This is a genomic window from Chitinophaga sp. MM2321, from assembly GCF_964033635.1.
GTDB lineage: Bacteria > Bacteroidota > Bacteroidia > Chitinophagales > Chitinophagaceae > Chitinophaga.
The window spans coordinates 2,836,407-2,862,612 of sequence record NZ_OZ035533.1 but is presented as its reverse complement, the minus strand read 5'-3'; the positions used below and the strand labels follow the sequence as shown (position 1 = coordinate 2,862,612).

At 44.4% G+C, this 26,206-nt stretch carries 14 protein-coding genes; 4 read left to right on the top strand and 10 right to left on the bottom strand.

Translation table 11 applies throughout. The features are described 5' to 3' along the window. Positions 1-14 precede the first annotated feature (14 nt). Complete coding sequence (locus tag ABQ275_RS11130; RefSeq protein ID WP_349318378.1) at positions 15-2,201, bottom strand: TonB-dependent receptor plug domain-containing protein; 2,187 nt, start codon at positions 2,199-2,201, stop codon at positions 15-17. 634 nt (positions 2,202-2,835) lie between these two features. Here ABQ275_RS11130 and ABQ275_RS11125 point away from each other — a divergent pair. Both ABQ275_RS11125 and ABQ275_RS11120 read left to right on the top strand, forming a co-directional pair. Next, on the top strand, positions 2,836-10,044 hold the full coding sequence (locus ABQ275_RS11125; protein ID WP_349318377.1) for an Ig-like domain-containing protein: 7,209 nt from the start codon (positions 2,836-2,838) through the stop codon (positions 10,042-10,044). An 8-nt stretch (positions 10,045-10,052) separates the two neighbouring features. Next, positions 10,053-10,961: a PorP/SprF family type IX secretion system membrane protein gene (locus ABQ275_RS11120; protein WP_349318376.1), complete on the top strand. Its 909-nt coding sequence runs from the start codon at positions 10,053-10,055 to the stop codon at positions 10,959-10,961. Positions 10,962-11,179: 218 nt separating this feature from the next. On the opposite strand, the gene ABQ275_RS11115 is transcribed toward ABQ275_RS11120, so the two are convergent. From ABQ275_RS11115 to ABQ275_RS11090, 6 genes are all read right to left on the bottom strand, one after another. Then, entirely contained in the window at positions 11,180-11,557 is a 378-nt protein-coding gene (locus ABQ275_RS11115) for a DoxX family protein (RefSeq protein ID WP_349318375.1), read from the bottom strand. Between the two features lie 6 nt (positions 11,558-11,563). Continuing rightward, on the bottom strand, positions 11,564-12,136 hold the full coding sequence (locus ABQ275_RS11110) for an SRPBCC domain-containing protein (RefSeq protein WP_349318374.1): 573 nt from the start codon (positions 12,134-12,136) through the stop codon (positions 11,564-11,566). Between the two features lie 205 nt (positions 12,137-12,341). After that, complete coding sequence (locus ABQ275_RS11105; RefSeq protein WP_349318373.1) at positions 12,342-13,781, bottom strand: TolC family protein; 1,440 nt, start codon at positions 13,779-13,781, stop codon at positions 12,342-12,344. Beyond that, positions 13,774-16,941 (bottom strand): efflux RND transporter permease subunit, encoded by a 3,168-nt coding sequence (locus ABQ275_RS11100; RefSeq protein WP_349318372.1) that lies wholly within the window; start codon positions 16,939-16,941, stop codon positions 13,774-13,776. The genes ABQ275_RS11105 and ABQ275_RS11100 overlap by 8 nt, the downstream gene beginning before the upstream one ends. A gap of 25 nt (positions 16,942-16,966) precedes the next feature. Further along, entirely contained in the window at positions 16,967-18,058 is a 1,092-nt protein-coding gene (locus ABQ275_RS11095) for an efflux RND transporter periplasmic adaptor subunit (RefSeq protein ID WP_349318371.1), read from the bottom strand. 171 nt (positions 18,059-18,229) lie between these two features. After that, the gene (locus ABQ275_RS11090) at positions 18,230-18,625 is read right to left on the bottom strand and encodes a hypothetical protein (protein ID WP_349318370.1); all 396 of its coding nucleotides are present in this window, start codon (positions 18,623-18,625) and stop codon (positions 18,230-18,232) included. Between the two features lie 178 nt (positions 18,626-18,803). On the opposite strand from ABQ275_RS11090, the gene ABQ275_RS11085 reads away from it, so the two are divergent. Next, a complete protein-coding gene (locus ABQ275_RS11085) occupies positions 18,804-19,193 on the top strand; it encodes a DUF1801 domain-containing protein (protein WP_349318369.1) in 390 nt (129 codons plus the stop codon). A gap of 40 nt (positions 19,194-19,233) precedes the next feature. Here the strand turns inward: ABQ275_RS11085 and ABQ275_RS11080 are convergent, their stop codons facing one another. The 3 genes from ABQ275_RS11080 to ABQ275_RS11070 form a co-directional block, all read right to left on the bottom strand. Beyond that, entirely contained in the window at positions 19,234-19,521 is a 288-nt protein-coding gene (locus ABQ275_RS11080; RefSeq protein ID WP_349318368.1) for a hypothetical protein, read from the bottom strand. Positions 19,522-19,969: 448 nt separating this feature from the next. Further along, the gene (locus ABQ275_RS11075; RefSeq protein ID WP_349318367.1) at positions 19,970-20,524 is read right to left on the bottom strand and encodes a dihydrofolate reductase family protein; all 555 of its coding nucleotides are present in this window, start codon (positions 20,522-20,524) and stop codon (positions 19,970-19,972) included. 357 nt (positions 20,525-20,881) lie between these two features. Further along, positions 20,882-21,160 carry a hypothetical protein gene (locus ABQ275_RS11070; RefSeq protein WP_349318366.1) on the bottom strand — a complete coding sequence of 93 codons (279 nt, stop codon included), beginning with the start codon at positions 21,158-21,160 and terminating at the stop codon, positions 20,882-20,884. Between ABQ275_RS11070 and ABQ275_RS11065 the strand changes: the two genes are divergently transcribed. After that, positions 21,159-26,195: a PKD domain-containing protein gene (locus ABQ275_RS11065; protein WP_349318365.1), complete on the top strand. Its 5,037-nt coding sequence runs from the start codon at positions 21,159-21,161 to the stop codon at positions 26,193-26,195. The two genes, ABQ275_RS11070 and ABQ275_RS11065, sit on opposite strands and share 2 nt — an antisense overlap. Positions 26,196-26,206 lie beyond the last annotated feature (11 nt).

The following is a 26,206-nucleotide window of genomic DNA, read 5'->3' as shown; positions in this document are numbered from 1 at the left end:
ATCAGTTTACAATTTTATTTAAGGAAGTAACGGAACTTAACAAACAATGCCCTGCCTGGTTTTTGCAGGCGGAAGTTGTCGTAAGCCAGTGCATCGGTGAAATTTTTGCATTCGGCAGAAATATTGTATTTGCCGTTCTGCAGGGAATAGGTCAGCGAAGCATTCTGGATGTACTGATCCGGTATTTTGTTATTACTGTATTTGGAACCGTAAGATTCCCAGGTTAAATAAAACCAGTGTACATACTGCATATCCCAGTTCAGCTGCAGGCGGGTGTTTTTACCCAGCAGGTCATTTTTACCAATGCTGATAGCGGCGTTCCCGTACAGCCAGGGCATATTGGGGATCTTATTTTTATAGGTAGCCTCTATGGTACCGGAGTTGCTGCCTTGCGGATATTTGGTATTGTTGACAGCATTCTGATAGCTGCCGTTTATATTCATGTGTAACAGATCTTTGTAATCATACTGCAGTTCTGCTTCCAGTCCGTTTACCTGCACTTTGGAGGTATTTTCAAAGCGACTCACTTTTGCATTCGACTGGTATACTACGGAGTAGATGAAGTCGGCTGCATCCCGGAAATACCAACCTGCTTCTGCAAAGAAGCGGTGGGGGCCTTTCTGAACGGCGTAGTAGGCGCCGGCGTTAAAGTTGTTACTGTTTTCAGGTCTTAGTTTGGGGTTGGCGATCTGGTCGTAGCCGTTACCAAACATTTCTCCTACTTCCTGTAAGCGATAGGCTTTTTCGTAAGATGCTTTTATGCCGAGGGTTGATGTAAGCTTCAAACGGGAAGCGACACCATATCCGAATTTACTGGTGAAATCAGAAGCAGTGGTGACAGCACCGGTGCTGGAAACGGTTTCGGGCTGGCGCATATCCATGCCATAGTATTTACCAAAGAAGGTATTGGTCCATCGTCCTTCCAGCAGGTTTTGCTGATAGGCGAGTCCCAGTATATGCTTGCCGATCTTGCCGGGGTTATGGTCCTCGTCGGTGATCAGTTCATTATAGTTATGGTTCTTTACCTGGTCAAACGTATAGTTCAGGTTCAGCGAGTGTACGGTATTGATGTTATAGCTGAAGTTCATCCTGGCAAAGTTCCGGGGACGGTTAATATGGGTAAGGGCTTTTATGGAGCCCATTTCAGCCTGGTTGGTATATATCCGGGAACCATCCCAGAAGTAGCGGTATCCTGCGGTATCAGTCACCTGGTATTTATCGGCTGTATGGGAAGCGAATATGCTCAGTTCCAGTCCTTTGGTAAACAGGTCAGTCTTTTTGTAGCGTAAGGAAGCGTTGAAGGCGTCCCCGTTTTGGGTGGCGTCACCATATACGTTGTCAGGGTTGGTACCGGTTTGTATTTCCCGGTCGGTGGCAGAGTAGCCTGCCCCCAGGAAGAACACATCAGCCCATTTTTTATGGGTAATGCCGATTTCTCCCTGTACCATGGCGGAGCGGTATTGGTCATGAAAGCGGCGGAGGTCTTTTTTCACATATTCCTGCTGGTTATCATCCCATATCTCCATGCCTTTCATCTTATAATCGTTGTTGGAGTAATTATAGAAGGCGCTTAAACGGGTAATGATACCGGTTTTCTGGTTAGTGGCCTGTCCGGTGATGGCTGCGCGATGGGTATTAAAAGAGCCAAAGCTGTAGCTGGCATCCAGGTAATTCTTTACAGTTTGGTTGGTGACCAGGTTAACAGCGCCGCCCAGGGCATCCGCGCCGAGAGACACTGGCAGCACGCCTTTATATACTTCAATCCGTTCCGCCAGGTTGACGGGGATATTATTAAGGGTCATGGTGCTACCCATTACATCCATAGGCACGCCATCAATAAAAAAGCGGATGGCTTTGCCGGAAAGACCATTGATAGAGAAGTTGAAATCGGAGCCTACGCCGCCCTGTTCCCGTACTTTCACGCCGGTAGTGCGGTTTAGGACACTGTTCATATCAGCGGTGGTATTGGCAAATATCTTGGTGTCGATGGCATTTACAGCAAAGCCGCTTTCCTTTAATTCACGGGTATGTGTTTTAGATATAACCGTGGCGCCTTTCAGGAGCACGGTGGTATCTGTCAGGGATTTTTGATCGTTTGCCCGTCCGCGGCCATTAGTAGCCGCCTGGGGAGCCTGTTGTGCCTGTGTAATGATCACCTGCAACAATAAGGTGCCGGTGATAATGAAGTTCTTTGGTTGCATTGAATTTATTTTCTGCTATCGATTTGGATGGCAAAGGTGCGGATAACTATCCCTGATGGTTTATGTATTCGGGAAAAAAAGTATGTTAATGCGGAAAAAATTCAGCATTGGACTAACGGGAAAGGCAATACGTTATTAAACAAAGACTTGTTTCGCTGATCCCCGCGGCCATTATTAAATAACACGAACGTGTTGTTCTTTTTTAATTACATATAAATATTTACGCTTTGGGAAAAAAGAAAATATATCTTTGATACAACAATTTAAATTTTACCCTATCCTTTTTCAAAGACCTCTTATTGTTTTATCTGTTTTTGCGAGCCTGAGTTTAATCTTTATATCCTAATAGGAATTCTATCGTATGCATAAACCCAAGCAGACGGCATTTTTGAAAGAATGCTGCTATCCTGGCTCCTGTACTGTCATTTTTACCCACATCATTGGTCACAGCCACCGGTTCCCGTATCGCTTTTTCAATAGGTGTTAGCCTATGGAACAGCAATATCTGTCACATTTATTATTCCTGATCAGTGAAAAGGAAGGCGCTATGATGCGAAAGAATTTGAATTGATCCATAACGAACCTGTATGAGGATGGCAAACCTCCTTTCTCTGTATCTAACTAATATGTTCATATGAAGAACACTTTTACAAAACTTATCAGCAGATTATTGCTGATGTTATGTTTTTTATTCACCGGCTATCAAGGCTTTGCGCATTATACTGCTACAACTATAGCAACCGGTGGAGCTTATGGACCAATCGTACGCCTCGTTCCACCTGCATCTTTGGTTAACGCTGTTACGCGCTTAAATACAACACCAACAGCTGGTACCAGTGTTAATTACTCGGTAGTTTTCGATCAGGCCGTTACGGGTGTTACCATCTCATCATTCAGTCTGGTTACCAGTGGCGCTATTACAGGTGCAGCTGTTACCGCTGTAAGCGGCAGCGGAACTACCTATAATGTGACCGTGAACAACGGCACCGGCGATGGTACGCTGCGGCTGGATGTAGCAGGAACTGGCGTTACGCCTGCTCCTATCAATGTTCCTTACACCGCCGGTGCTGCATATACAATAGACAAAACATCACCAACGGGTTCAATAGTTATCAATAGTGGTGCATCGGTTACCAATAATGCCACTGCAACATTAACACTTGCAGCTACAGATGTGACTACCATGCAGATGCGTTTCTCAAATGATGGTTCCACATGGAGTGGTTATGAACCACTGGCACCCGGTAAATCCTGGCCGCTTACAGCAGGTGACGGATTGAAAACGGTATACGTGCAGTATCAGGATGCTGCGCTGAATGTACAGGGTTATTCCGCTACGATTACACTGGATCAGACAGATCCGGTAGCAACAATATTAACGGGTCCGGACAATCCTGTCAATAGTACAAGTGCAACTTTCACTTTCTCTTCCGATGAAGCTGGCAGTACTTTCCAGGGTAGTCTGGATGGAGGAAGCGATGTAGCTATTTCGTCTCCGGCTACCATGAGTGGTATTGCTGCCGGTGCACATACGATTTCTATACGCGCAACAGATCCTGCCGGTAATGTTTCAACACCAGCTACTTACAACTGGGTAATTGATCTCACTGCACCAACTGTTACATCAGTTGCCCCACCTGCTGTTGGGGATTATGGGATCGGCTCACCGATGAATTTTGTTGTTAATTACTCAGAGAATGTGATCGTAAATACTGCAGGGGGAACACCATATATAAACATTATACTTACTTCGGGTACGGTGAAAGCATATTACATAAGTGGCTCCGGTACCAGCGCATTAACATTTTCATATGCTGTTGTGGAGGGAGATGCAGAACCTTCCGGCCCGGCCTTTGGTACCACCTTACAACTAAACGGTGGTATAATAAGAGATGCGGCTTCAAATGATGCCGATGTCATATTACAGAATACAGGTAACACCAGTGGAAGAATAGTGAATACGATCAGACCAACTGTTACATTGACGACTACAGAAGCGGCTGACGTAAGTTATTCAATTACAACTGTTATCACGTTTAGTGAAGAGGTATACGGGTTTACAAAGTCTGATTTGATTCCTGTGAATGCGATTGTTACGTCGCTCGTTACTTCAGATGGTTTTACTTTCTATGCAGAGTTAACTCCAATTGCTGAGGGCCCTGTACAGTTAAATATACCTGCTGCTGTAGCAGCGAATCTGATTGGTAATCCCAATAAGGCGTCTACGAATACACTAACCTTTAATTATGATGTTACCAGTCCGGTTGTGACTTCTGTAGATGTACCAGCGGATGGTTATTACAAAGCGGGCGATATACTGAACTTCACTGTTCATTTCAATGAAACAGTGATTAGGGATGGTGGCAGTGGGAATCAATACCTTGCTTTAATGGGGGGTGGTTCTGTTATAATTGCACCATTAAGCAGTGCTACATCCAATTCACTGACATTCTCTTATACGGTAGTAAATGGGGATTATGGTGGTGTTTTAGTACTCAGCCTGGCAGTAATCAGCAACACTTTAAGAGATGCAGCGGGTAATAATGTAACGAGTGCATTGAATAATGTAGGCAACACTTCCAACGTGCTTTTGAATACGAGACATCCTTACGTGGACTTGTCCACTACCGCTCCTGCAAATGTAAATGCACCATTTACGGTTACTATCACTTTTAGTGAAGTAGTGACAGGATTTACTATTGGCGATATTACGACTACCAACGCAACCCTCAGCAACCTGCAAACAACAGATAACAGAATATTTACGGTATTAGTTACACCAACTGCAGATGGTACTGTTAGCCTGAATGTAGCTGCAGATGTTGCACAAAACATAGGTCTTAACGGCAACACAGCCGCTGCGCAGTTAAGTGTTTTGTATGATATAACATCGCCCGTTGTCAGCGCCGTAAGTGTACCTGCAAATGATTATTACGTGGCAGGTAACAACATGGACTTCACCGTTACATTCGATGGACTTGTTAGTATAAATACTGGTGGCGGTGACCCATCTCTTAATATCACCATTGGAAGCAGTGTTGTACAGGGAGCATTTCTCAGTAAAACAGCATCGTCGCTTACATTCAGGTATACCGTAATGGATGGAGATCAGGATATGGATGGTATTGCAGTAAACAGCCTGGTATTAAACGGTAGCACTATAAAAGATGCAGCAGGTAATAATGCAACGCTTACATTGAATGGTGTAGGCAGCACTTCCAACGTGTTTGTGAATACGACACATCCTTCAGTAGTATTGTCCACTGGTACTGCAAATGTAAATGCACCATTTACGGCTACTATCGCTTTCAGTGAGGTAGTAACAGGATTTACCATGGGCGATATTACGGCTACCAACGCTACCCTCAGCACCCTGCAAACTTCAGATAATACAACATATACTGTACTGGTTACACCAGTTGCAGATGGCGCTGTTAGCCTGAATATAGCGGCAGATGTTGCACAAAATATTGGTCTTAACGGCAACACAGCTGCTGTACAGTTAAATGTTTTGTACGATGCAACACCGCCTGCTGTCATCGCTGTAAGCGTACCTGCGGATGGTTATTATGTAGCAGGTAGCAATATGGAATTCACCGTTACTTTCGATGGACCTGTTAATATAAATACTGCTGGTGGTGCCCCATCTCTTAATATCACCATTGGAAGCAGTGTTGTACAGGGAGAATTCCTCAGTACAACAGCATCTTCGATTACATTCAGGTATACCGTAGTGGATGGAGATCAGGATATGGATGGTATTACAGTAAACAGCCTGGTGTCAAACGGCAGCACTATAAAAGATGCGGCGGATAATAATGCAACGCTTGCATTGAATAGTGTAGGCAGCACTTCTAATGTGCTTGTGAATACAACACATCCTTCAGTAGTATTGTCCACTACAGCTCCTGCAAATGCAAATACAGCATTTACGGCTACTATTGCTTTCAGTGAGGTAGTAACAGGATTTACCATTACAGATATCACGACTACCAACGCTACCCTTAGCAGCCTGCAAACAACAGATAACATCACTTATACGGTACTGGTAACACCAACCGCAGATGGAGATGTAAGTTTAACTGTTGCGGCCAACATTGCAATAAATATAGCTGACAATGCTAATACTTCATCCAACACCATACATGTAATGTATGATATAACAGCACCTGTTGTTTCAACAGTTGACGTACCTGCTAACGGATATTATAAAACAGGTGCTACGATAAACTTCACCGTTAATTATTCAGAGAATGTTGTGGTGGATGTAACAGGCGGTACTCCTTATCTCAATGTGGTACTCGCTGACCATACGGTATATGCCGGTTATGCAGGCGGCAATGGTACAAATGCATTAACCTTCAGTTATACCGTGCTGCCCGGCGATCTTGATATGGACGGACCAGGTCTGGGAACCAGTCTGCAAACGAATGGTGGTATCATAAGAGATGCGGCTACCAACGATGCGGATGTCACATTGCAGCATATAGCTAACCTGACGGGTGTATTTATAAATGGAATAAGTCCAGCTGTAGTACTGTCAACTACTGCGCCGGCATTAGTGAACCATGCAATAACAGGAACCATCATCTTTACTGAAGCTGTAACAGGTTTGGTAACTGGAGATTTCATTGCAACGAATGCAACGCTGAGCAATCTGCAAACTGCTGATGATATTACTTATACGGTACTTGTAACACCGGTTGCAGATGGTGCCGTGAATTTCAGTGTTCCTGCTGCTGTGGCGCAGAATGTTGCTGATAATAATAATACAGCGTCCAATATTGTAAGTTTCACGTATGATGGAACAGCACCTGTTGTTTCATCTGTAGCAGTGCCTGCAAATGGATATTATAAAGCTGCCACCACGCTTAATTTTACAGTTAATTTTGATGAAAATATTATCCTGAATAAAGCAGGTGGTACACCTTATATTAATGTAACCATTGGTGCTACAGGTATTCAGGCAGCATGCACCGGTACATCAGGACCGGCTGCATTAACCTTCAGTTATACCGTGCAGGACGGAGATATGGATATAGATGGTATCACAATAGGTAGCCTGGTATTGAATGGGGGTGCTATAAAAGATGCAGCTGCCAACGATGCGATACTAACACTGAATAACGTACCAGGTACAGCAGGGGTGTTTGTCAACACATCATATCCTTCGGTGCTACTGTCTACCACAACTGCTTTATTTGTGAACGCGCCATTTACGGCAACGATCACATTCAGCGAAGTGGTAACAGGATTTGTAATTGGAGATATTGTAACATACAATGCCACATTAAGTAATCTGCAAACTGCTGATGATATTATTTATACGGTACTGGTAACACCGGTTGCAGATGGCCCGGTGAATGTCAGTGTTGCTGCTGCTGTGGCGCAGAATGTTGCTGGTAATGATAATATAGCGTCCGGTACAAAAAGTTTCATGTATGATAGAATATCGCCTGTAGTTACATCCGTAGCAGTGCCTGCAGGTGGATATTATAAAGCTGCCACCCAGCTTGGCTTTACAGTTAATTTTGATGAAAATATCATCCTGAATACAACAGGTGGTACACCTTATATCAATGTAACCATCGGTGCTTCAGTTGTACAGGCAGTATGCACAGGTGCATCAGGACCGGCTGCATTAACCTTCAGTTATACCGTGCAGGACGGAGATATGGATATAGATGGTATCACAGTGGGCAGCCTGGTATTGAATGGAGGTTCCATAAAAGATGCGGCTGCCAATGATGCGATACTAACGCTGAATAACATGCCAGGTACAGCAGGGGTGTTTGTCAACACATCATATCCTTCGGTGGTACTGTCTACCACAGCTGCTGCAACTGTGAACGCGCCATTCACGGCAATGATCACATTCAGCGAAGTGGTAACAGGATTTGTAATGGGAGATATTGTAGCCTCCAATGCCACATTAAGTAACCTGCAAACAACAGATGATATCACTTATACAGTATCGGTAACACCTGTTACAGATGGTCTGGTGAGTATAAATGTCCCTGCTGCGGTGGCCGTGAATATAGGTGACAACGATAATACCGCATCTGCCGGCTTAAGTATAACTTATGATGTTACTGCACCTGTTGTAACTTCTGTAGCTGTACCGGCGGATGGATATTATAAGGATGGCAATACACTTAGCTTTGTGGTTAATTACAATGAAAATGTGGTAGTAAATCCGGCAACAGGAGTCCCTTACATCAATCTTGTGCTGGCTACCGGTACTGTAAAGGCTACCTATGCAAGTGGTAGTGGTACCCCTGCGTTGGTCTTTAGTTACACAGTGAAACCAGGGAATATGGACATGGATGGTATCTCATTGGGCAGCCTGGTATTGGATGGGGGGACTATAAAAGATATCTCCACCAACAATGCTGTATTAACACTGAACAATGTAGCCCCTACTACCGGAGTATCGGTCAATACAGCCACTCCATCAGTAGTGCTCTCTACTACAGCAGCGGCCCGTATCAATACAACATTCGACGTGAAGATCGTCTTCAGCGAAGCGGTATCCGGCATGGTGGCTGCTGACCTGAATATAACAAATGGTACAGCGGCTAATCTGCAAACAACAGATAATATCACGTACACCGCTACTATCACGCCAACAACAGATGGTATCGTACAGGTATACATACCAGCAGGTCAGGCTGAGAATGTAGTGACCAACACCAACACTATTTCAAATACGGTTAGTCTGGTGTATGATATCACTGCACCGGTGATCAATGCTAATCAAACCTTCAATAAGCCGGAAATAAGCCCGGTAGGTACACTGATAGGTACTGTAACAGCTATGGAAACGGCCGGTACTTTACAAGGCTGGACCATCACCGGCGATGATTCCGGTGGCGCCTTCTCTATTGATAACACAGGTCAGATCCTCGTAAAAGATGCAGCGATCCTGAACAGTAATGATAACGCCACGGTCCACCTGACCATCACGGTAAGCGACGGACTGAATACCAGCAGCGGAGCATCAGTGGCCATCATCATCAGCCTTGCAAACAAGGCGCCTGAACTGGATGCTATCACCAGCGCAGTAATGTGTGCGAATACAGATGTGCAAACTATCCAGCTTACTGGCGCATCAGCTGTAGAAACGGATCAGACATACAGCTTCTCAATAATGACAGACCAGCCTTATTTTGATGCACTCGCTGTTTCTGCAACAGGTCTTGTTACTTATCAGCTGAAAGCAGGTGCAACCGGAATGGCAACCATCACCGTAACAATAAAAGATGACGGTGGTACCAGCAATGGTGGCGTGGATTCATTACGCCGCAGCTTTACGGTCACAGCTAATAGCTTACCAGTTATCAGCATCAGCTCAGATAAAGGAGCAACCATCTCCAAAGGGGATATCATCCATCTTACAGCAACGGGTGGTAACCGCTACAGTTGGGCTGCTGCAGACGGTAACATCAGCGGAGAGCAGAGCGATATCCTCGAAGCAAGACCAATGAATACCACCACTTACAATGTAACCGTTACTTCAGCTGCTAACTGTTTCGATACCGCAAACTTCACCGTGAAAGTAATAGAAGACTTCAAAGTGGATGCAATCAATATCCTTTCACCAAATGGTGATGGTAAGAATGATAAGTGGGTGATCCGTAATATAGACAGCTACCCTAATAATGAAGTAAGGATCTATGATCGTACCGGCAAAATGGTATACAGTCGCAGAAACTACAATAATGAATGGGATGCCACAATGAATGGTAGTCCACTTGCAGAAGGTACTTACTATTATATCCTAACCGCTGCCGGTGGCAAAATTGCGAAAGGGTATATCACTATTATCAGAGATGCGTATTAACTAATTATATGAGAAACATACAAACGTTATTACTGGGCTGCTTTTTTCTGACAGCAGGTCTGGAAGCAAGAGCACAGTCGCTTAGTAATGCAGGGGCATTGCTGGAGCCATCCGGCACCCAGTACTTTCAGAACCAGTACCTCGTCAATCCTGCTATGGCAGGCTTTGAAGAAGGATTACACCTGAATGCTGCCTATCACCGCCAGTTAAATGGCATTGATGGTGCACCGGTTACTAAATTCTTCACGGCAGACTATGCAGTGGGGAACAGGGTAGGAGCAGGACTCAACGTCTTTAATGATGTGGCAGGTCTGATCAATCGTACCCGTATTGCGCTTACCTATGCGTATCATCTGCCCTTCAGCAATCCGGATCATCAGTTACACTTCGGTTTGTCAATGGCCTGGAATGTTCAGCGTATCGACTATAAAAACCTGAATGGTGAGATAACGGATCCTTCTATAGGTGCATTCAACAGCCGGGATGATTACTTCGAAGCAGATTATGGGATGGCGTATACCGATACTAAACTTACCCTGCAGGCATCACTGCCCAACGTGAGAAGCCTTTTCACCGGTGATAATAAAGTGGTAGATGGAGGTGGGATCTTTTTCGCGGCTGCCGCTTATAAGTTCGCAGTGGATGAAACGATCTCCTTTGTGGAACCTAAGCTTTGTTACCGTGGTGTAAGAGGTTATGATAACATCATCGATGCAGGTGTGAATGTAGCATTCCTGAACAACGTTGCAAACGTTATGGTGATGTACCACACGTCTAAAAGCCTGACTACAGGAATTGGCGTGAATATCATGAAGACAGTAGCGATTCAGGGTATGTACACCGTCCAGACCAGTAAGGTTAGAACAACAGTAGACGGTACCTACGAAGTAGGGGTAACTATTGATCTGTTCAAATAAGGAAAATACTTTTATAATAGCAAAGGAAGGGTTGCCCCATTGGCAACCCTTCCTATTTTACAGGTAATGTGTAATATCATTGAAGGGGTGAACGCACCACCGGAAGATGCTGCAGCATCTTCGGTTTCTCATCTATTGATGGCGCTGGTTCTAGGCTGGTATAAGCCGTGTATACTTCGAGGTTATATAGCGTGTTAACACAGTGAAAATCTATTATTTCAATTTATGGTGAGTTTGCGTGCCGGGGGTCTCAAATACCACGATAACACAATAAAAATGGTCAGTAAAATGGGGGCAATTATTTGTATAGAAACATCCCCGGCGGCAATATGCGAAATCACTGCGCCGCTCATTACAAAAAATAAACCCGCATACGCCCATTCCTTAAGCAATTGAAATTTCGGGATTAATATCGCAACTATGCCCAATACTTTCCAAACACCTATAATCGAAATAAAGTAGTCAGGATATCCCAGGGGTTTGAAACCCTGCACCACCTCTTTTACCTGCACTGCTTGTGCGAATCCGCCCGAAAGAAGGCAAAAAGATAATATGGCAGTAATTATCCAATACCAGATCAGCTTTCTCTTTTCCATTTTTAGTTATTTTAAAGTGTTTAATTTTAATATTTCCTGTATCCGGTTATGCGCCATATTTAGGTTCTGAGCAAAGGGTAACTGTAGCAACTGGTCTCTTTGCGCAACGGATTCATATATTACGTGCATATTGAGTTTACTGGTGTTGTCAGTAAGTTGTTCAAATTCATAAATCTCAAGCTGAACACCAAATGGCGTATGATCCATTTCAAACGTCCGTATGATTTTCTGGTTTGGAACAAATTCATGGATTGTTCCATTGGCCCTGAATACCACGTTTCCCTGAGGATCAGTTGTTTCAAATTGATAACCACCATGCTTTTTATTTTCAAGTTTCAGCACCTTCGTACCCATCCATTGCGCAACAATGCTGTGGTCTGTATACGCTTTAAAAAGTAATCCCAATGGCAAATCAAATTCCCTTGTAATCACTAATTCTTGTTTGCCGTCCCCGGCATGCATTTTTGTTTTTTGGTCCATGTTTTTTGCGGTTATATTTTTCATTAATGTTTCTAATTTGGTGAATCGGTCTTCACAAATTTTGCGGATTAGCTCAATGAATTCGGCTATCTGTTTCATTCTTAAATTCAATATGTAGCTATTTGACTACAAATATAAGTGTAGTTATTTGACTACGCAATTTTTTTTGAGAATTTTCAAAAAAAAGTTAAGCCGATACCTTTTGTAGCTACTAGGGGATCCAAATAAAAGATGCCACCTCATGTTTTGAAGTGGCATCTTTGGTTTTATTATTAAAGGCGGGAGATGGAATACTTATTTTGAATTACTTCCAACCACCTCCCAGGTTTCTGTAAATATTGACAACCGCATTCAACTCTTGTTTTTTGGTTTCTATCAGTTCACGTTTAGATTCCAGTGCATCGCGTTGTGTCATCAGTACTTCCAGGTAATCGGCCCTGGCGGACTTGAACAGATCATTGGAAATGTCTATCGACCTGGTCAGTGCATCTACTTGTTTAGACTTCAAATCATAGCTTTTTTCCAGGTTACTGATGTTAGAAAGCTGAGAGGAAACCTCGAAGTAAGCATTTAAAATAGTACGCTCATAATTATACATGGCCTGCAATTGTCGTGCATTGGCATTATAAAATTCAGCTTTGATGGCATTCCGGTTAATCAATGGTCCCGCAAGATCACCGGCCAGCGAATAAAGTAATGACTCCGGAAACTTCACCAGGTAGGAGGGCTTGAATGCCTGGAATCCTAATCCGGCAGAAATACCGAACGAAGGATAAAATTCCGCCCTGGCCACTTTTACATCCAGCTTCGCTGCCATTAATTCAAGTTCCGCTTTTTTAATATCCGGACGATTGGCCATTAATTGAGAAGGTATGCCGGTGTTCACTGCCGGAGGCATGGCATTTAAAAAGCTGCTTTTATCCCGGGTAATTTCCTGCGGATACCGTCCCAACAGGAAGTTGATCCTGTTCTCTGTTTCTTTTGTTTTTTGTAGAATGTCAAACTCCAGGCTTTGGGAATTCAGTACTTCCGCCTGGAATTTCTGAACAGCCAGTTCTGTTACCCTCGTGGCTTCTTTCTGAACTTTTACAATCTCAAGGGCATTTTTTTGCAGGTCGATGTTTTGTCTTACTATCGCCAGCTGATTATCCAGGGCCAGCAATTCGTAATAAGAATTGGATACCTCAGCGATCAGGTTGGTCACCATAAAGTTTTTGCCCTCCACGGTTGATAAATACCTGGTAACAGCGGCTTTCTTGGCGTTGTGCAATTTGTTCCAGATGTCCACTTCCCAGTTTGCATAAACGCCTACGTTATAATCCATCAACGGATCAGGGAACTCCTTGCCGGGAGCAATCTCTGTAGTCGCATCACCGGCACCCTGACTGGTATATCTACCCACTTTTTCAACGCCAATACCTGCCCTTGCATTCACCGTTGGTAGCAATGCCGCATGTCGGGAGCGGATATCATTCCTGGCAATTTCAACCTCCTGTAAGGTGATCAGCATCTCCTGGTTATTTTTCAGCGCCGTATCGATCAGGTTCACCAGGTTCCTATCTGTAAAGAAGTTCCGCCACTCGATGACGGACATATTCGTCGTTGTATCCGGGTTGTTGCCGTACGTTCCGGGAGCTGCCTTGTTTTCAGTCGATGACATCATCGCCGGCACCTTGCAGCCGGCCACAGCCAGGCAAATGCTCAGCAGACCAATGCCGCTATGTGTCCTTAATAATTTATACATTATGATCAATTTCTTCAGTTAAAGGATTTTCTTCTTCGTCTTTAACAAGTAAATGTCTTGCTGCAATGCTGCCGAATATGTAGTACAGCCCGGGTATGATCAGTACCCCGAAAATGGTCCCGAAAAGCATACCTCCGGCAGCGGCAGTGCCGATTGTTCTGTTCCCAATTTTACCCGGACCAGTGGCCATCACCAATGGGATCAATCCTGCAATAAATGCAAATGAGGTCATCAAAATAGGACGGAACCTTACTTTCGAACCCTCCATGGCGGCTTGCAGTACTGACGCACCAGAACGGTGTTTCTGCACCGCAAACTCCACGATCAGCACGGCATTCTTGCCCAGCAAACCGATCAGCATCACCATGGCCACCTGCGCATAAATATTATTTTCCAACCCTAATAGTTTCAGCAACAGGAATGCACCAAAAACGCCGGCTGGTAATGAAAGAATTACGGCTAAAGGCAGGATAAAACTTTCATACTGCGCAGCCAGGATCAGGTATACCAGACCAAGACAGATAAGGAAGATATAAATGGCCTGATTACCCTGTGCCACCTCGTCTTTGGAAATACCTGCCCAGTCAATCCCGAATCCTCTTGGCAAGACTTTCTCCGCCACTTCGCTAATGACCTTGATAGCCTCGCCACTACTATACCCGGCGCCGGTGGAACCGCTTATTTCCGATGCATTGTACATGTTGTGCCTGGTAATCTCAGACAGGCCATATACCTTCTCCATTTTCATAAAATCGGAGAAGGGTACCATCTCATCACGGTCATTCTTTACATACAGTTTCAGGATATCTTCTGGCAATGCCCTGTACTCTGGCAATGCCTGCACGATCACTTTGTACTGATGGTCGTATTTAATAAAACTGATTTCGTAGTTACTTCCCACAAGCGTGGAAAGCGTGTTCATAGCATTGTCAATGCTTACGCCTTTTTGCTGGGCAATATCGTTATCAATTCTCAGCATATATTGTGGGAAGCTGGCGCTGTAAAAACTGAATACAGATGACAGTTCCGGGCGCTTGCTCAGCTCCTTCACAAAGTCATTGCTCACCGTTTCCATTTTTTTGTAATCTCCCGATCCTGCTTTATCCAGCAAGCGCAATTCAAAACCACCGGCGGCGCCATAACCCGGCACAGCAGGAGGCTGGAAGAATTCGATGTTGGCGCCGGTGATGCCTTTGGATTTCTCTTCCAGTTCATTGATGATTTCCTGGACAGCGTGTTTCCGGTCCTCCCAGCTTTTCAGGTTAATCAGGCATGTTCCTGAATTGGACCCGGTTCCTTCCGTCAGAATCTCATAACCCGCCAGGGAAGAAACGGATTGCACCCCTTCAATACCTTCGGCAATTTTTTGCAGTTTTTCGGCTACCTGGTTGGTCCGTTCCAGGGATGATCCCGGAGGTGTTTGAATGATGGCATAAAACATACCCTGGTCTTCGTTCGGGATAAAGCCTGAAGGAAGGGTATTATTCAGGAAATAGGCGCCGGCGCAGAGCGCGAGCAACAGGAGGAAGGTGACCGCCCGCCGGTTTACAATGACGCCCAGTACCCGCAAGTATCCTCCTGTTAGTTTGTTGAAGCCGTTATTAAAGACATCCAGTATTTTATCCAGTCCTGTTTTCTTTTTGGGTTTTCCATGCGTGTTCTTCAGCATGCTGGCGCAGAGTGCGGGAGTGAGGGTCAATGCCACCAAACCTGAAAGAATAATGGAAGTTGCCATGGTAATGGAAAACTGCCTATAGAATATCCCCACCGGACCAGACATAAATGCCACCGGAATAAATACCGCAGCCATTACAAACGTGATAGCGATAATGGCTCCGCTGATCTCATGCATGGCTTCTTGTGTAGCTTTGAGTGGCGAAAGATGCTTTTCTTCCATTTTGGCATGGACTGCTTCAATCACCACAATGGCATTATCTACCACAATACCAATCGCCAGCACCAATGCAAACAGGGTGATGAGGTTCAGCGTAATGCCCAGGAATAACATGAAGGCAAATGTTCCGATAAGGGATACCGGCACGGCAATGGCAGGGATCAGGGTGGAGCGCCAGTCGCCCAGGAAGAGGAATACCACCAATCCCACCAGGAGAAAGGCTTCTATCAGGGTATGAATTACTTTTTCTATAGACGCATCCAGGAATTTGGAAACATCATAGCTAATCTCATAATCCATTCCTTTTGGGAAAGACGTTTTCTTGATCTCCTCCATTTTTGCCTTAATGTCCTTGATCACCTGGCTGGCATTGCTTCCATAAGATTGCTTCACCGTAATGGCGGCCGAAGGGCTGCTATTCAGGTTGGAATAAATATCGTACATCGAGCTCCCAAACTCCACATTCGCCACATCTTTCAGGCGAAGGATCTCCCCGTTCGGACTGGATTTTAAAATGATATTTTCGTATCCTTCCTTAGTGGTGAACCTTCCGGGATATTTTAGTACATATTCAAACGTCTGTGATCTTTTACCAGAACTTTCGCCGGTTTTACCGGGGGAAGCTTCCAGGCTTTGTTCATTCAAAGCTTCCAGTACTTCATCGGCAGAGATCTTATAGGCTAGCATACGATCTGGTTTTAGCCAGATCCGCATGGCATATTCCCGGTTACCTAAAATATCGGCAACACCAACACCATCCACCCGTTTCAGTTCCGACAAAACGTTAATATCCGCGAAATTGAACAGGAATTTCTGGTCCATCTTGCTGTCCTTACTGTACAGGTTGATGTACATCAGCATGTTCGATTCTTCGCGGGTGATCTTTACACCTTCACGTACCACCAGCGGCGGCAGTTTATTGACCACCGAAGCTACCCGGTTCTGAATATTGACCGATGCCTGGTTGGGGTCGGTTCCCACGTTAAATACGACCTGTATAGAGGCTTCACCGTCATTACCCGCATCAGAGGCCATGTATTTCATTCCCGGAACGCCATTGATCGCCCTTTCCAGGGGAATGATTACCGATTTAATCATCAGTTCACCATTTGCCCCGGGATATTCTGCTGTGATATTCACCTTTGGCGGTGAGATAGATGGAAATTGCGTAACTGGCAGATTGGTCATGGCCAGCGCCCCCAGAAATACAATGATGAGCGATATTACTATAGACAGGACAGGCCTGTGTATAAACTTATTAAACATTGATTGGCTCGTTTAGAGATTTGAACTATTCCGCTTTTAATCGCAAATGGGAAACAACTTCCTTGGGTGCCAGGTAGTCAAAACTGATCTTTTCATCGTCCTTTGCCCTTTGAACACCATCCAGCAGGATCTTGTCATTTTCCAAAATGCCACTTTCAATGACATACAGGTCTGGCATTTGACCGCGGATGGCAATGTTCCTGGATCTCACCACGTGGTTGTTGTCAACCACAAAAACGTATAGCTTGTCCTGAATTTCGTACGTTGCTTTTTGTGGGATGACTAATGCATTTTTAAGCGGAATGGTCATCATGACCTTGCCCGTTTCTCCATTCTTTAAAAGCTTATCAGGATTGGGAAATTTTGCCCGGAAGGCAATATTTCCGGTTGCATTATCGAATTCACTTTCAACGGTTTCCACATCTCCCTTATATGCCAGTGGTTGGTTATTGGCTAAAAGCAGGCTTACTTTGCTGTCTCCGCGGCCTTTTGTATTGGTTTCATAGTCGAGATACTCCGGCTCAGAAACATTAAAGTATGCGAACATCTGGCTGTTATCTGACAGGCTGGTCAGTAATTCGCCTTCATCAATAAGACTTCCCAACTTCTTCGGAATGCGGTCAATGATGCCGTCAAACGGTGCCCTGATTTCCGTGAATGACAGGTGGAGTTTAGCCAGCGTCATTTCGGCTGTTGCCTGATCCAGCTTGGCCTGCGCCATAGCCTGCTCATTTTTTGATACCACATTTTTATCGACCAGGGTTTTCGTATTCTGCAGTTCTATCTCTTCCGCTTTGACTTCCGCTTCCGCTTTCAGCAATTCGGCCTCATACACTTTCGGCATGATCCGGAACAACAGTTGACCAGCTTTCACAAACTGGCCCTCATCGATGTAGATGTTTTGCAGGTAACCCTTTTCCTGTGCCCTGATCTCAATGTTCCTGACAGATTTTATCTGCGAAACATATTCCCTGGTAAAGGAAGTATCGATGCTTAAAGGACTGGTAACAGTATATTTGGCTGCTTCGCTGGCTTCTTTCTTTTCTTCTTTTTTAGATGCACAACCTGTTAAGTACACCAGGGCAGACAAGCCCGCGAACATGACAATTTTATTCATGATATTAAATGGATATTAAGCGATGGAATGCTATAATGCAGAGATGGTTTGTGAGCGCAAAAATATCAGTCGCCAGGGTAAGACCTGACTGTAGTGCAGGAGGAAGCAATATTAATATACATCCACCATGTTGGCATGGTCATAGCTTCGGTAACTGATGTATGTGATGGATCAGATCTTTAAAACGCCTTGTGTAAGATATATAGAAGACAAATATGCCACCAGTGGAGGTGGGGCTTTAAAGCATTTATGGAGATAAAAGGAGGAGGGCGCTGTCAGATAGTACCTGTCCTGTAATTTATATTTTCTGACAAGAAAAGTACTTGCATCCTCGTCTTCAACATCAGTGACCTCTATAATAGTGACTTCCGGATTTGTATCTGCAGATTTTAGCTGTTGCCCTATATTAATATTCTCAGCCGGAGAGTAGTGGCTGTAGTTGTGGTGGGTACCTGTAAAAACATATTTATTCCCGCTTATCAGCAGGAAACATAAATATGTGAAAAATATAACTACTCTCATTTCGCGACCAAAAGTAAATAAAAGTTTGATAGCAACGAAAATCATATAGCCGGATTTATAAAAGAAACATATTTTTTAACATCTATCTATTTTTTATACGTAATAAAATGATTTAATATATGTCGGCAAGCGTATTTCACCAGTTGTGCCGGCATTTTGTCGAATAATTTATTTGTGATATTTTTAATTTGATTCTATTGTTTTAAACTCACAAACCTGCAATATGAACAAAGAAATACAAGCATATAATGATTCGATGTCAGCCGCAGATAAGGCTATTTGCCAAAAACTGGCGAAGGAAATTGATAAACATATAGCGGAAGCAGAAAATAAAATCTGGCACCGGCACCCGGTCTGGTTTCTGAATGGGAACCCGATCGTGGGCTATAGCAAATTGAAAGACAGCGTGCGCCTGTTGTTTTGGAGTGGCCAGTCCTTTGATGAAGACGGTTTGCAACCTGAGGGAAGCTTCAAGGCTGCTGAGGCCTGCTACACGGATGTAAAACAGATAGATACTGATCAGTTAAAACGCTGGCTTGAAAAATCTGTAAATATTCAGTGGGATTATAAAAATATCGTTAAGCGCAAAGGCGTCTTGGAGCGATTGCTATAGTTTCCTATGCTATTGAATTGTCGCAAAAAATGGATGCCCCTTATCCTGTAGCTTTCTGCAATAACTTCCTGCTTTCCTTATTCACAAATGTAATTGGCACAAATTTATCCGTAGGCGCGCCGATATAATATACCGTCCACTCAGGATCGTGATGCGCCAGCATTTCACTGATACAATCTGCCCGGTGTCCCATGGGGTTGGAACAATCGTCCCAATAAAACAACTCCACCCGGTAGTGCAGCTGTTGCTTCTGATTGTTGATCGTTACTTCAACCTGTATCTCTTGCTTACCGGGGAGTGGGGGAATGGGAATGACAATGTGACTCATGGTCTTGATATTATACAAGCATTTCCACAACAAAGTTGCCATATCTGAACAGTATACAAAATATATCATTTATGTATGATTCTTTTTCTGTAGCTGTTCATGTGTGGGCGTCCGGCGTCCGGAAACGGACAATTGGAGGCACTCGATTATATGATGAAAATATTTTTTGCGGACATGTTTTTAAATATATCTGATGATGTACCGAATACTGAAAGGGGAAAGGACAAAATTTATGAATCGATTTGTTTTATTTTTACAGATAATATTCTTGAGTACAACTGGTCATCATCGGTGAATTCACAAAATATCCAGGAAAGAGCATCAAAGATTTCATTTACGAAAGCAATAAAGGCAGGCAGGTCAATTTCCTGGATTCGCTGGAATTAGCCATTGAAAAACTGTCAAAATGATTACCGCCTTACTTTACTTGGGTCACCATCCCCATCCATTAACCGTGTTTCGGCTCATAATGAAGCACAACAATCCCACAGTCGAATGTTGTAGCCTTTACTAACGTCAGATTTTGTTTGCTGTCAAGTTTATTGAAGATTGCCATTCCGCTACCAATGGCAGTTGGATTAATGAATAAATGATACTCATCAATTAGTCCTTGTTGGATGAGAGCCGATACAAAAGTAGCGCCACCATAAGCGATGATGTCTTTACCATCTTGTTTTTTCAGCCTGGTGATCTCGTCAGTAAGGTCGCCTTTTGCTAAAACGGTATTATCCCATTCTGATTTGTCAAGCGTTTTGGTGAAAACGACTTTTTTCGAGCTATTCATTTTATCAGCGCCTTCTTGTTCCGGTATAGAAGCCCAATGCGGGATAAAACCTTGTGCAAGTTTCCGTCCAAGCACGATACAATCAACAGGATCTGTTATTGCTGTTACATAATCTTTAAGTTTATCGTCCCAATTCCACACCAGCCAATCCATTTCCCCATTGGGGCCCGCAATGTATCCTTCAATGCTCATTTGTACCTGAAGTTTTAACTTTCTCATTTGTCTGTATTTTTTACAAATATAGTTTGTGGAATTTATATCATTTCTGAGGAAGAATTTTTGTAAGACAGATGTGATATTTCATTATAATTAAATATGATTTTTGGATAGAAAAAAATTATATAGTCAGATATAAAATTAGAACGGGAAATTTGTACAGACGTTTGGAATTATTTGTCAACACCCATCTGACTTGACTTTTTTGAAACAATAGGATAATAAATGTTATTTTTAAGCTTACCATAATGGAATAGCTATCTCTATGCATTTTTACTGTACCTGTTTACGCCCCGATAAACGCTATTTAATTATTCTACATATCATAGCAGTTTTGTTGTTTGGAAGCTTTGCTTCTGCTCAGCCGCAACCGCCAACAATCACCTCTTTTTCACCTGTCAGCATTTGCCAGGGGGAATCCGTTATTATCACCGGAACAAATTTCACGGGAGCTACAGAGGTGAAATTGGGAAATAATGATGCAGCCAGCTTTGAAGTCACCAGTGCTACAAGTATAAGAGCCACTGTTTCCGACCAGGCTGTAAGTGGGAAGATAGCGGTCACTACTCCTGATGGTACGGTAGTCAGCAGCACGGACTTAATCATCCGGCCGGCGCCTAAACCTGCCTTAACGGACATGAATACCCAGAATGCTCCTTTTACCAATTGTTCGGGTGATGCAACTTATGATCTTATCGTCAGTAATAGTTCTGTTACATCGGGTACTGGTAATATCTATACAATTGATTGGGGAGATAATACAGCACCCTTTACACAAACAGACTGGCCCGCAAACGCGCAAATCAGCCACAATTATGCATCTCAGGGTTATTTTTCTATCGTTATCAGTATTACCGCTACTAGTGGTTGCACAAAAAGTGTAGCATACCAGTTTTACAATGGTCAGAATCCATTAGCCAGTTTTAGTACTACGTCTCCTACCACAGGATTATGCGCTCCGGCCTCCGTTGAATTTCAGATTGGTGGTAACTGGTTCAAGAACTCACCCGGTACTATTTATGTAGTTGATTTTGGGGATGGCAGTCCACTTTACACTTTATCACACCCGCTGAATCCAACAAACACTGTCCGTTTGTTAACGCATCAATATACAACGTCATCTTGCCCCAGTATTGATTTTACGGCTACATTGAAAGTAATCAATGGCTGTTTTATCACTACCTATACGCTCAATCAGATTATTATAAGAACTAAACCTAAAGCGGATTTTAGTGTAAATCCCATTAAGCCGTGTATAAATGTGCCTGTTTGTTTTACGAATCTTACAACAGACGGTTACAGTGGTAACAATAACTGTAGCAGCGCCAGTAATTTTACATGGGATTTTGGAGACGGTACCACTTCGAATGAGAAAAATCCTCCCTGTCATACCTATACAGTAGCGAAGACTTATACGGTTACCTTAACAGCTTCCAATGCCACCTGTGGAAGCGATGTTATAACAAAACAGGTTGTAGTAAGTCCTACATCCCCGCCACCCGTTCCAGGCCCCCGCGTCGTTTATTGTCAGGGACAACCTGCGGTGCCGCTTACGGCTACAGGTACCGGATTGTTATGGTATACAACTGCAACGGGTGGAAGTGGTTCAACTGTTGCACCAACACCATCTACCAATAGACCAGGCACTGTAACTTATTATGTGAGTCAGACAGTAACAGATAAATGCGAAAGCCCCAGAGTACCCGTTACTGTAACGGTTAACGCTTTACCACCAATACCCGTTGTGACTTCACCCGTGCAACTTTGTCAGAACCAGGTGGCGCCGCCGCTTACTGCAACAGGAAGCGGGTTGCTATGGTATACCAGTGCTACAGGTGGTATTGGTTCGTCCGTTGCGCCAACACCATTAACTGCCACCATTGGCAATACCACCTATTATGTAAGTCAGACTACTAACGATTGTGAAGGGCCACGGGCAGCTATATTGGTAACAGTTAATCCTTTAGCCGGCGCCCCTGTGGTAATGTCTCCCATCATTTACTGTCAGCACCAACCGGCAGTTCCTTTAACTGCAACCGGAAGCGGGTTGCTATGGTACACCACTGCTACAGGTGGTACAGGTTCGTCCGTTGCCCCAACGCCATCAACCGCCACCGCCGACAATGCTACCTATTATGTAAGCCAGGTAACGGGGTGTGGGGAAGGACCCAGGGTACCTATAACCGTGCATGTGAACGCAGCGCCATCAGCTTCAATTGTCTATCAGCCGGCAAGCTTGTGTAATGCTGCCAGTACACTCACTACGCCCAACCTGCCGGTACCGGTAACGCATACCGGAACACCCGGCGGTACTTATTCAATTAGTCCGGCAACCGGATTACCGATAAATGCCACAACCGGAGAAATCAATCCTGCCGGTGCTACGGCAGGTACTTATACTATCCGGTACACTGTTCCGGCTTCAGGCGGATGCCCGGATTATAGTGTAACCGCTACCGTTACTGTGAGCAGCACACCGACTGCTGCTATAACTTACCGGGACATTTGTACTTCAGATGCCGCCACTTTAGTTAATCTTACGGGAGTTTCCGGCGGTACTTTTACTTCCACCGCAGGGTTAACGATAAATCAGGCAACGGGAACAATTACGCCTGGTACCAGTACGCCAGGAACATATACTGTAACTTATACGATTGCAGCTGCTCCGCCCTGTGGCGGCTTTATTACCAGCACCAATGTTACGGTCAGTAAAGCGCCGTTGGCTTCCATTGCCTATCAGCCTGCAAGCCTGTGTAATGCTGCCAGTACACTCACTACGCCCAACCTGCCGGTACCGGTAACACATACCGGAACACCTGGCGGTAGGTATTCAATTAGTCCGGCAACCGGATTACCGATAAATGCCACAACCGGAGAAATAGATCCTGTCGGTGCTACGGCAGGTACTTATACTATCCGGTACACTGTTCCGGCTTCAGGTGGATGCCGGGATTATAGTGTAACCGCTACCGTTACTGTGAGCAACACACCGACTGCTAGTATAGCTTACCCGGCCATCTGTACTTCAGATGCAGCGACTTTGGTTAATCTTACCGGAGTTTCCGGCGGTACTTTTACTTCTACCGCAGGTTTAATAATAGATCAGGCAACGGGAACAATTACGCCTGGTACCAGTACGCCGGGAACATATACTGTAACTTATACGATTGCAGCTGCTCCACCCTGTGATGGTTTTATTACCCACACCAATGTTACAGTCAGTAAAGCGCCATCGGCTTCCATTACCTACCAGCCCGCCAGTTTGTGCAATGTCGTAAATACAGTCTCCACGCCAAATCTGCCGGTCCCGGTAATACATACAGGAACAGGAAATGGAAGCTATTCAATCACGCCGGTAACCGGACTTTCTATCAACACCATAACAGGAGAAATCAATCCTTCCGGTGCTACCGCTGGTGTATACACGATAAAATACACGATTCCGGGTGCAGGCGGATGCGCAAATTATAGTACTACCACTACTGTTTCCGTAAATAGTACCCCGGTTGCCACCATTACTTATCCGGGATCTCCGTATTGCGGTGGGAATACTGCTGCACAACCGGTTTCCTTATCTGGTACACCGGGAGGCACCTTCAGTGCAGGGCAGGGATTATCTGTGAATGCAGCAACAGGCGAAATTAATCCGGGTCTGAGTACACCGGGTGTTTATACTGTAACTTATACCATTGCGGCTGTATCGCCCTGCCCTGGCTATGTTACCACCACCGATGTGGAGATAACGGAAAGTCCGGTACTGACTTTTCCCATCGCCACGCAATCCATTTGTTCCGGTGATATGGCGGTATTCAGGCCATCTTCCACAGTTGCCAATACTACTTATACATGGGCTGTGGTTGGATCATTGCCTGCCAATGTTGCGGGTGTAAGCTCGGGTTCTTTATCTGGTCCCAATCCTGCTATATCTTTATCTTTTACGAATACCGGCACTGTCAGTCAATCGCTGACGGTGAGAGTAATACCTGTTAACCCTGCTCAAAATCCTTGTACGGGTGTGCCTTATGATTTAACGCTGGTCGTTAAACCGATAACGCCTGCACCAGTTACTGTCAATGCTGATTTCTGCATGGGAATGCCACCTGCGGCGTTAAGCATAAATCCATTACCGGGAACAACGGTTAAATGGTATGATAAAGATGGAGTACTGATAAATGGCGCTCCTGTTATAAATACCAATGTTGCCGGCCGGTTTGTATACAATGTCAGTCAGACGAACAGCTACGGTTGTGAAAGCCCCAAATCCGGTATAGTGGCTATTGTTCATCCAACGGCTAAAATAATCAGTGCAGCCTATACGGATCCCGTCAACTGCGGTATTCCATCGGGCGCCATTACATTAAATGTGCTTGACCTCAATAATGGTGCGTTGCCCAATGTGCCAGTGACAGTTTATTATAATAAATTTCAAACAGCCTATACATTTTCCACAAATACAGATGCATCCGGAAAAATTACCGTACCACTAACGGCAGGTACTTATTCCGGTATTTACGTGGAAACGGATGGTGGTTGTGCTTCGCAAAAGATACCGGATGTATTTGTGTTGAAAGATCCTACTCCGCCAGCAAAGCCGGTTGCGGGATACAATCCTCCGTTATGCAGTGGGCAACCGTTTACATTAACGGCTCTTTCACCTGGTAATAATCAGCCTGGCAATATTGAGTATGTCTGGGCAGGCCCTGCTTTCGGCGCATTGGCAGATACCGTCCCCAATGCGGTTGTTCCCTTTCCATCCGCTGCTTTGTCGGATGCCGGCACCTATGTTGTATATGCTATTCAGAATAATTGTATTTCACAAACGGCAAACTTCGATGTGCGCATCAATCAGTCACCTTCCAAACCGGTGATCGTTACAAAAACACCGCTGTGCGTTGGGCAAGATCTAGTATTGCAGGCCTACAGCTCTATTCCGGGGAATGCAACATTGAACTATTTATGGAAAGGACCAGGAGCAGGGTTTCCGGTCAACCTGCCAAATGCAGGGATTAACAACGTAGCTGTTAAAGATGGAGGCATCTATTCCATAACGGTTAGTTCACCTCAAACGGGTTGCAGCGTTACCACCGATACCTTGATACAGATTGGAGAAAAACCTGTTGTAGTCTTTGCGAGAGATACACTGATTCTACCTACCGGCTCCCGCCTAAACCTGGCGCCGGTAATTACAAATGCGGCTGATCCGGGTGTCTTACCGATACAAAGCTATACATGGACGCCTTTGCAGGATCTTGATTGTAATGATGCTATATGTTCCTCACCGCTTGTAACGGTAAAAAATAATATCTGCTATAATGTAAAGGTTACGAACATCTATGGTTGCAGTGGAAGTGATGATGTTTGTATCAATGTATTTTGTAAGAATTCACAGGTATTTATTCCCAATGCATTTGCTCCCAACGGAAATGTGCCGGAAAATAGAATACTAATAGTAAGAGCATCGGGGATTGCTTCTGTTAAGTCATTCAGGGTATTTAACCGCTGGGGAAGACTGATGTTTGAAAGAAGTAATTTTCCTCCTAACAGTATCGAATTTGGATGGGATGGCAGGGTAAATGGGAAACTGGCAGATACCGGTGTATATGTCTATACAGTGGATGTTATCTGCGAAAATGGTGTTCCATATTCCTTTAAGGGTAATGTTACATTATTCTAAACAACTTATTT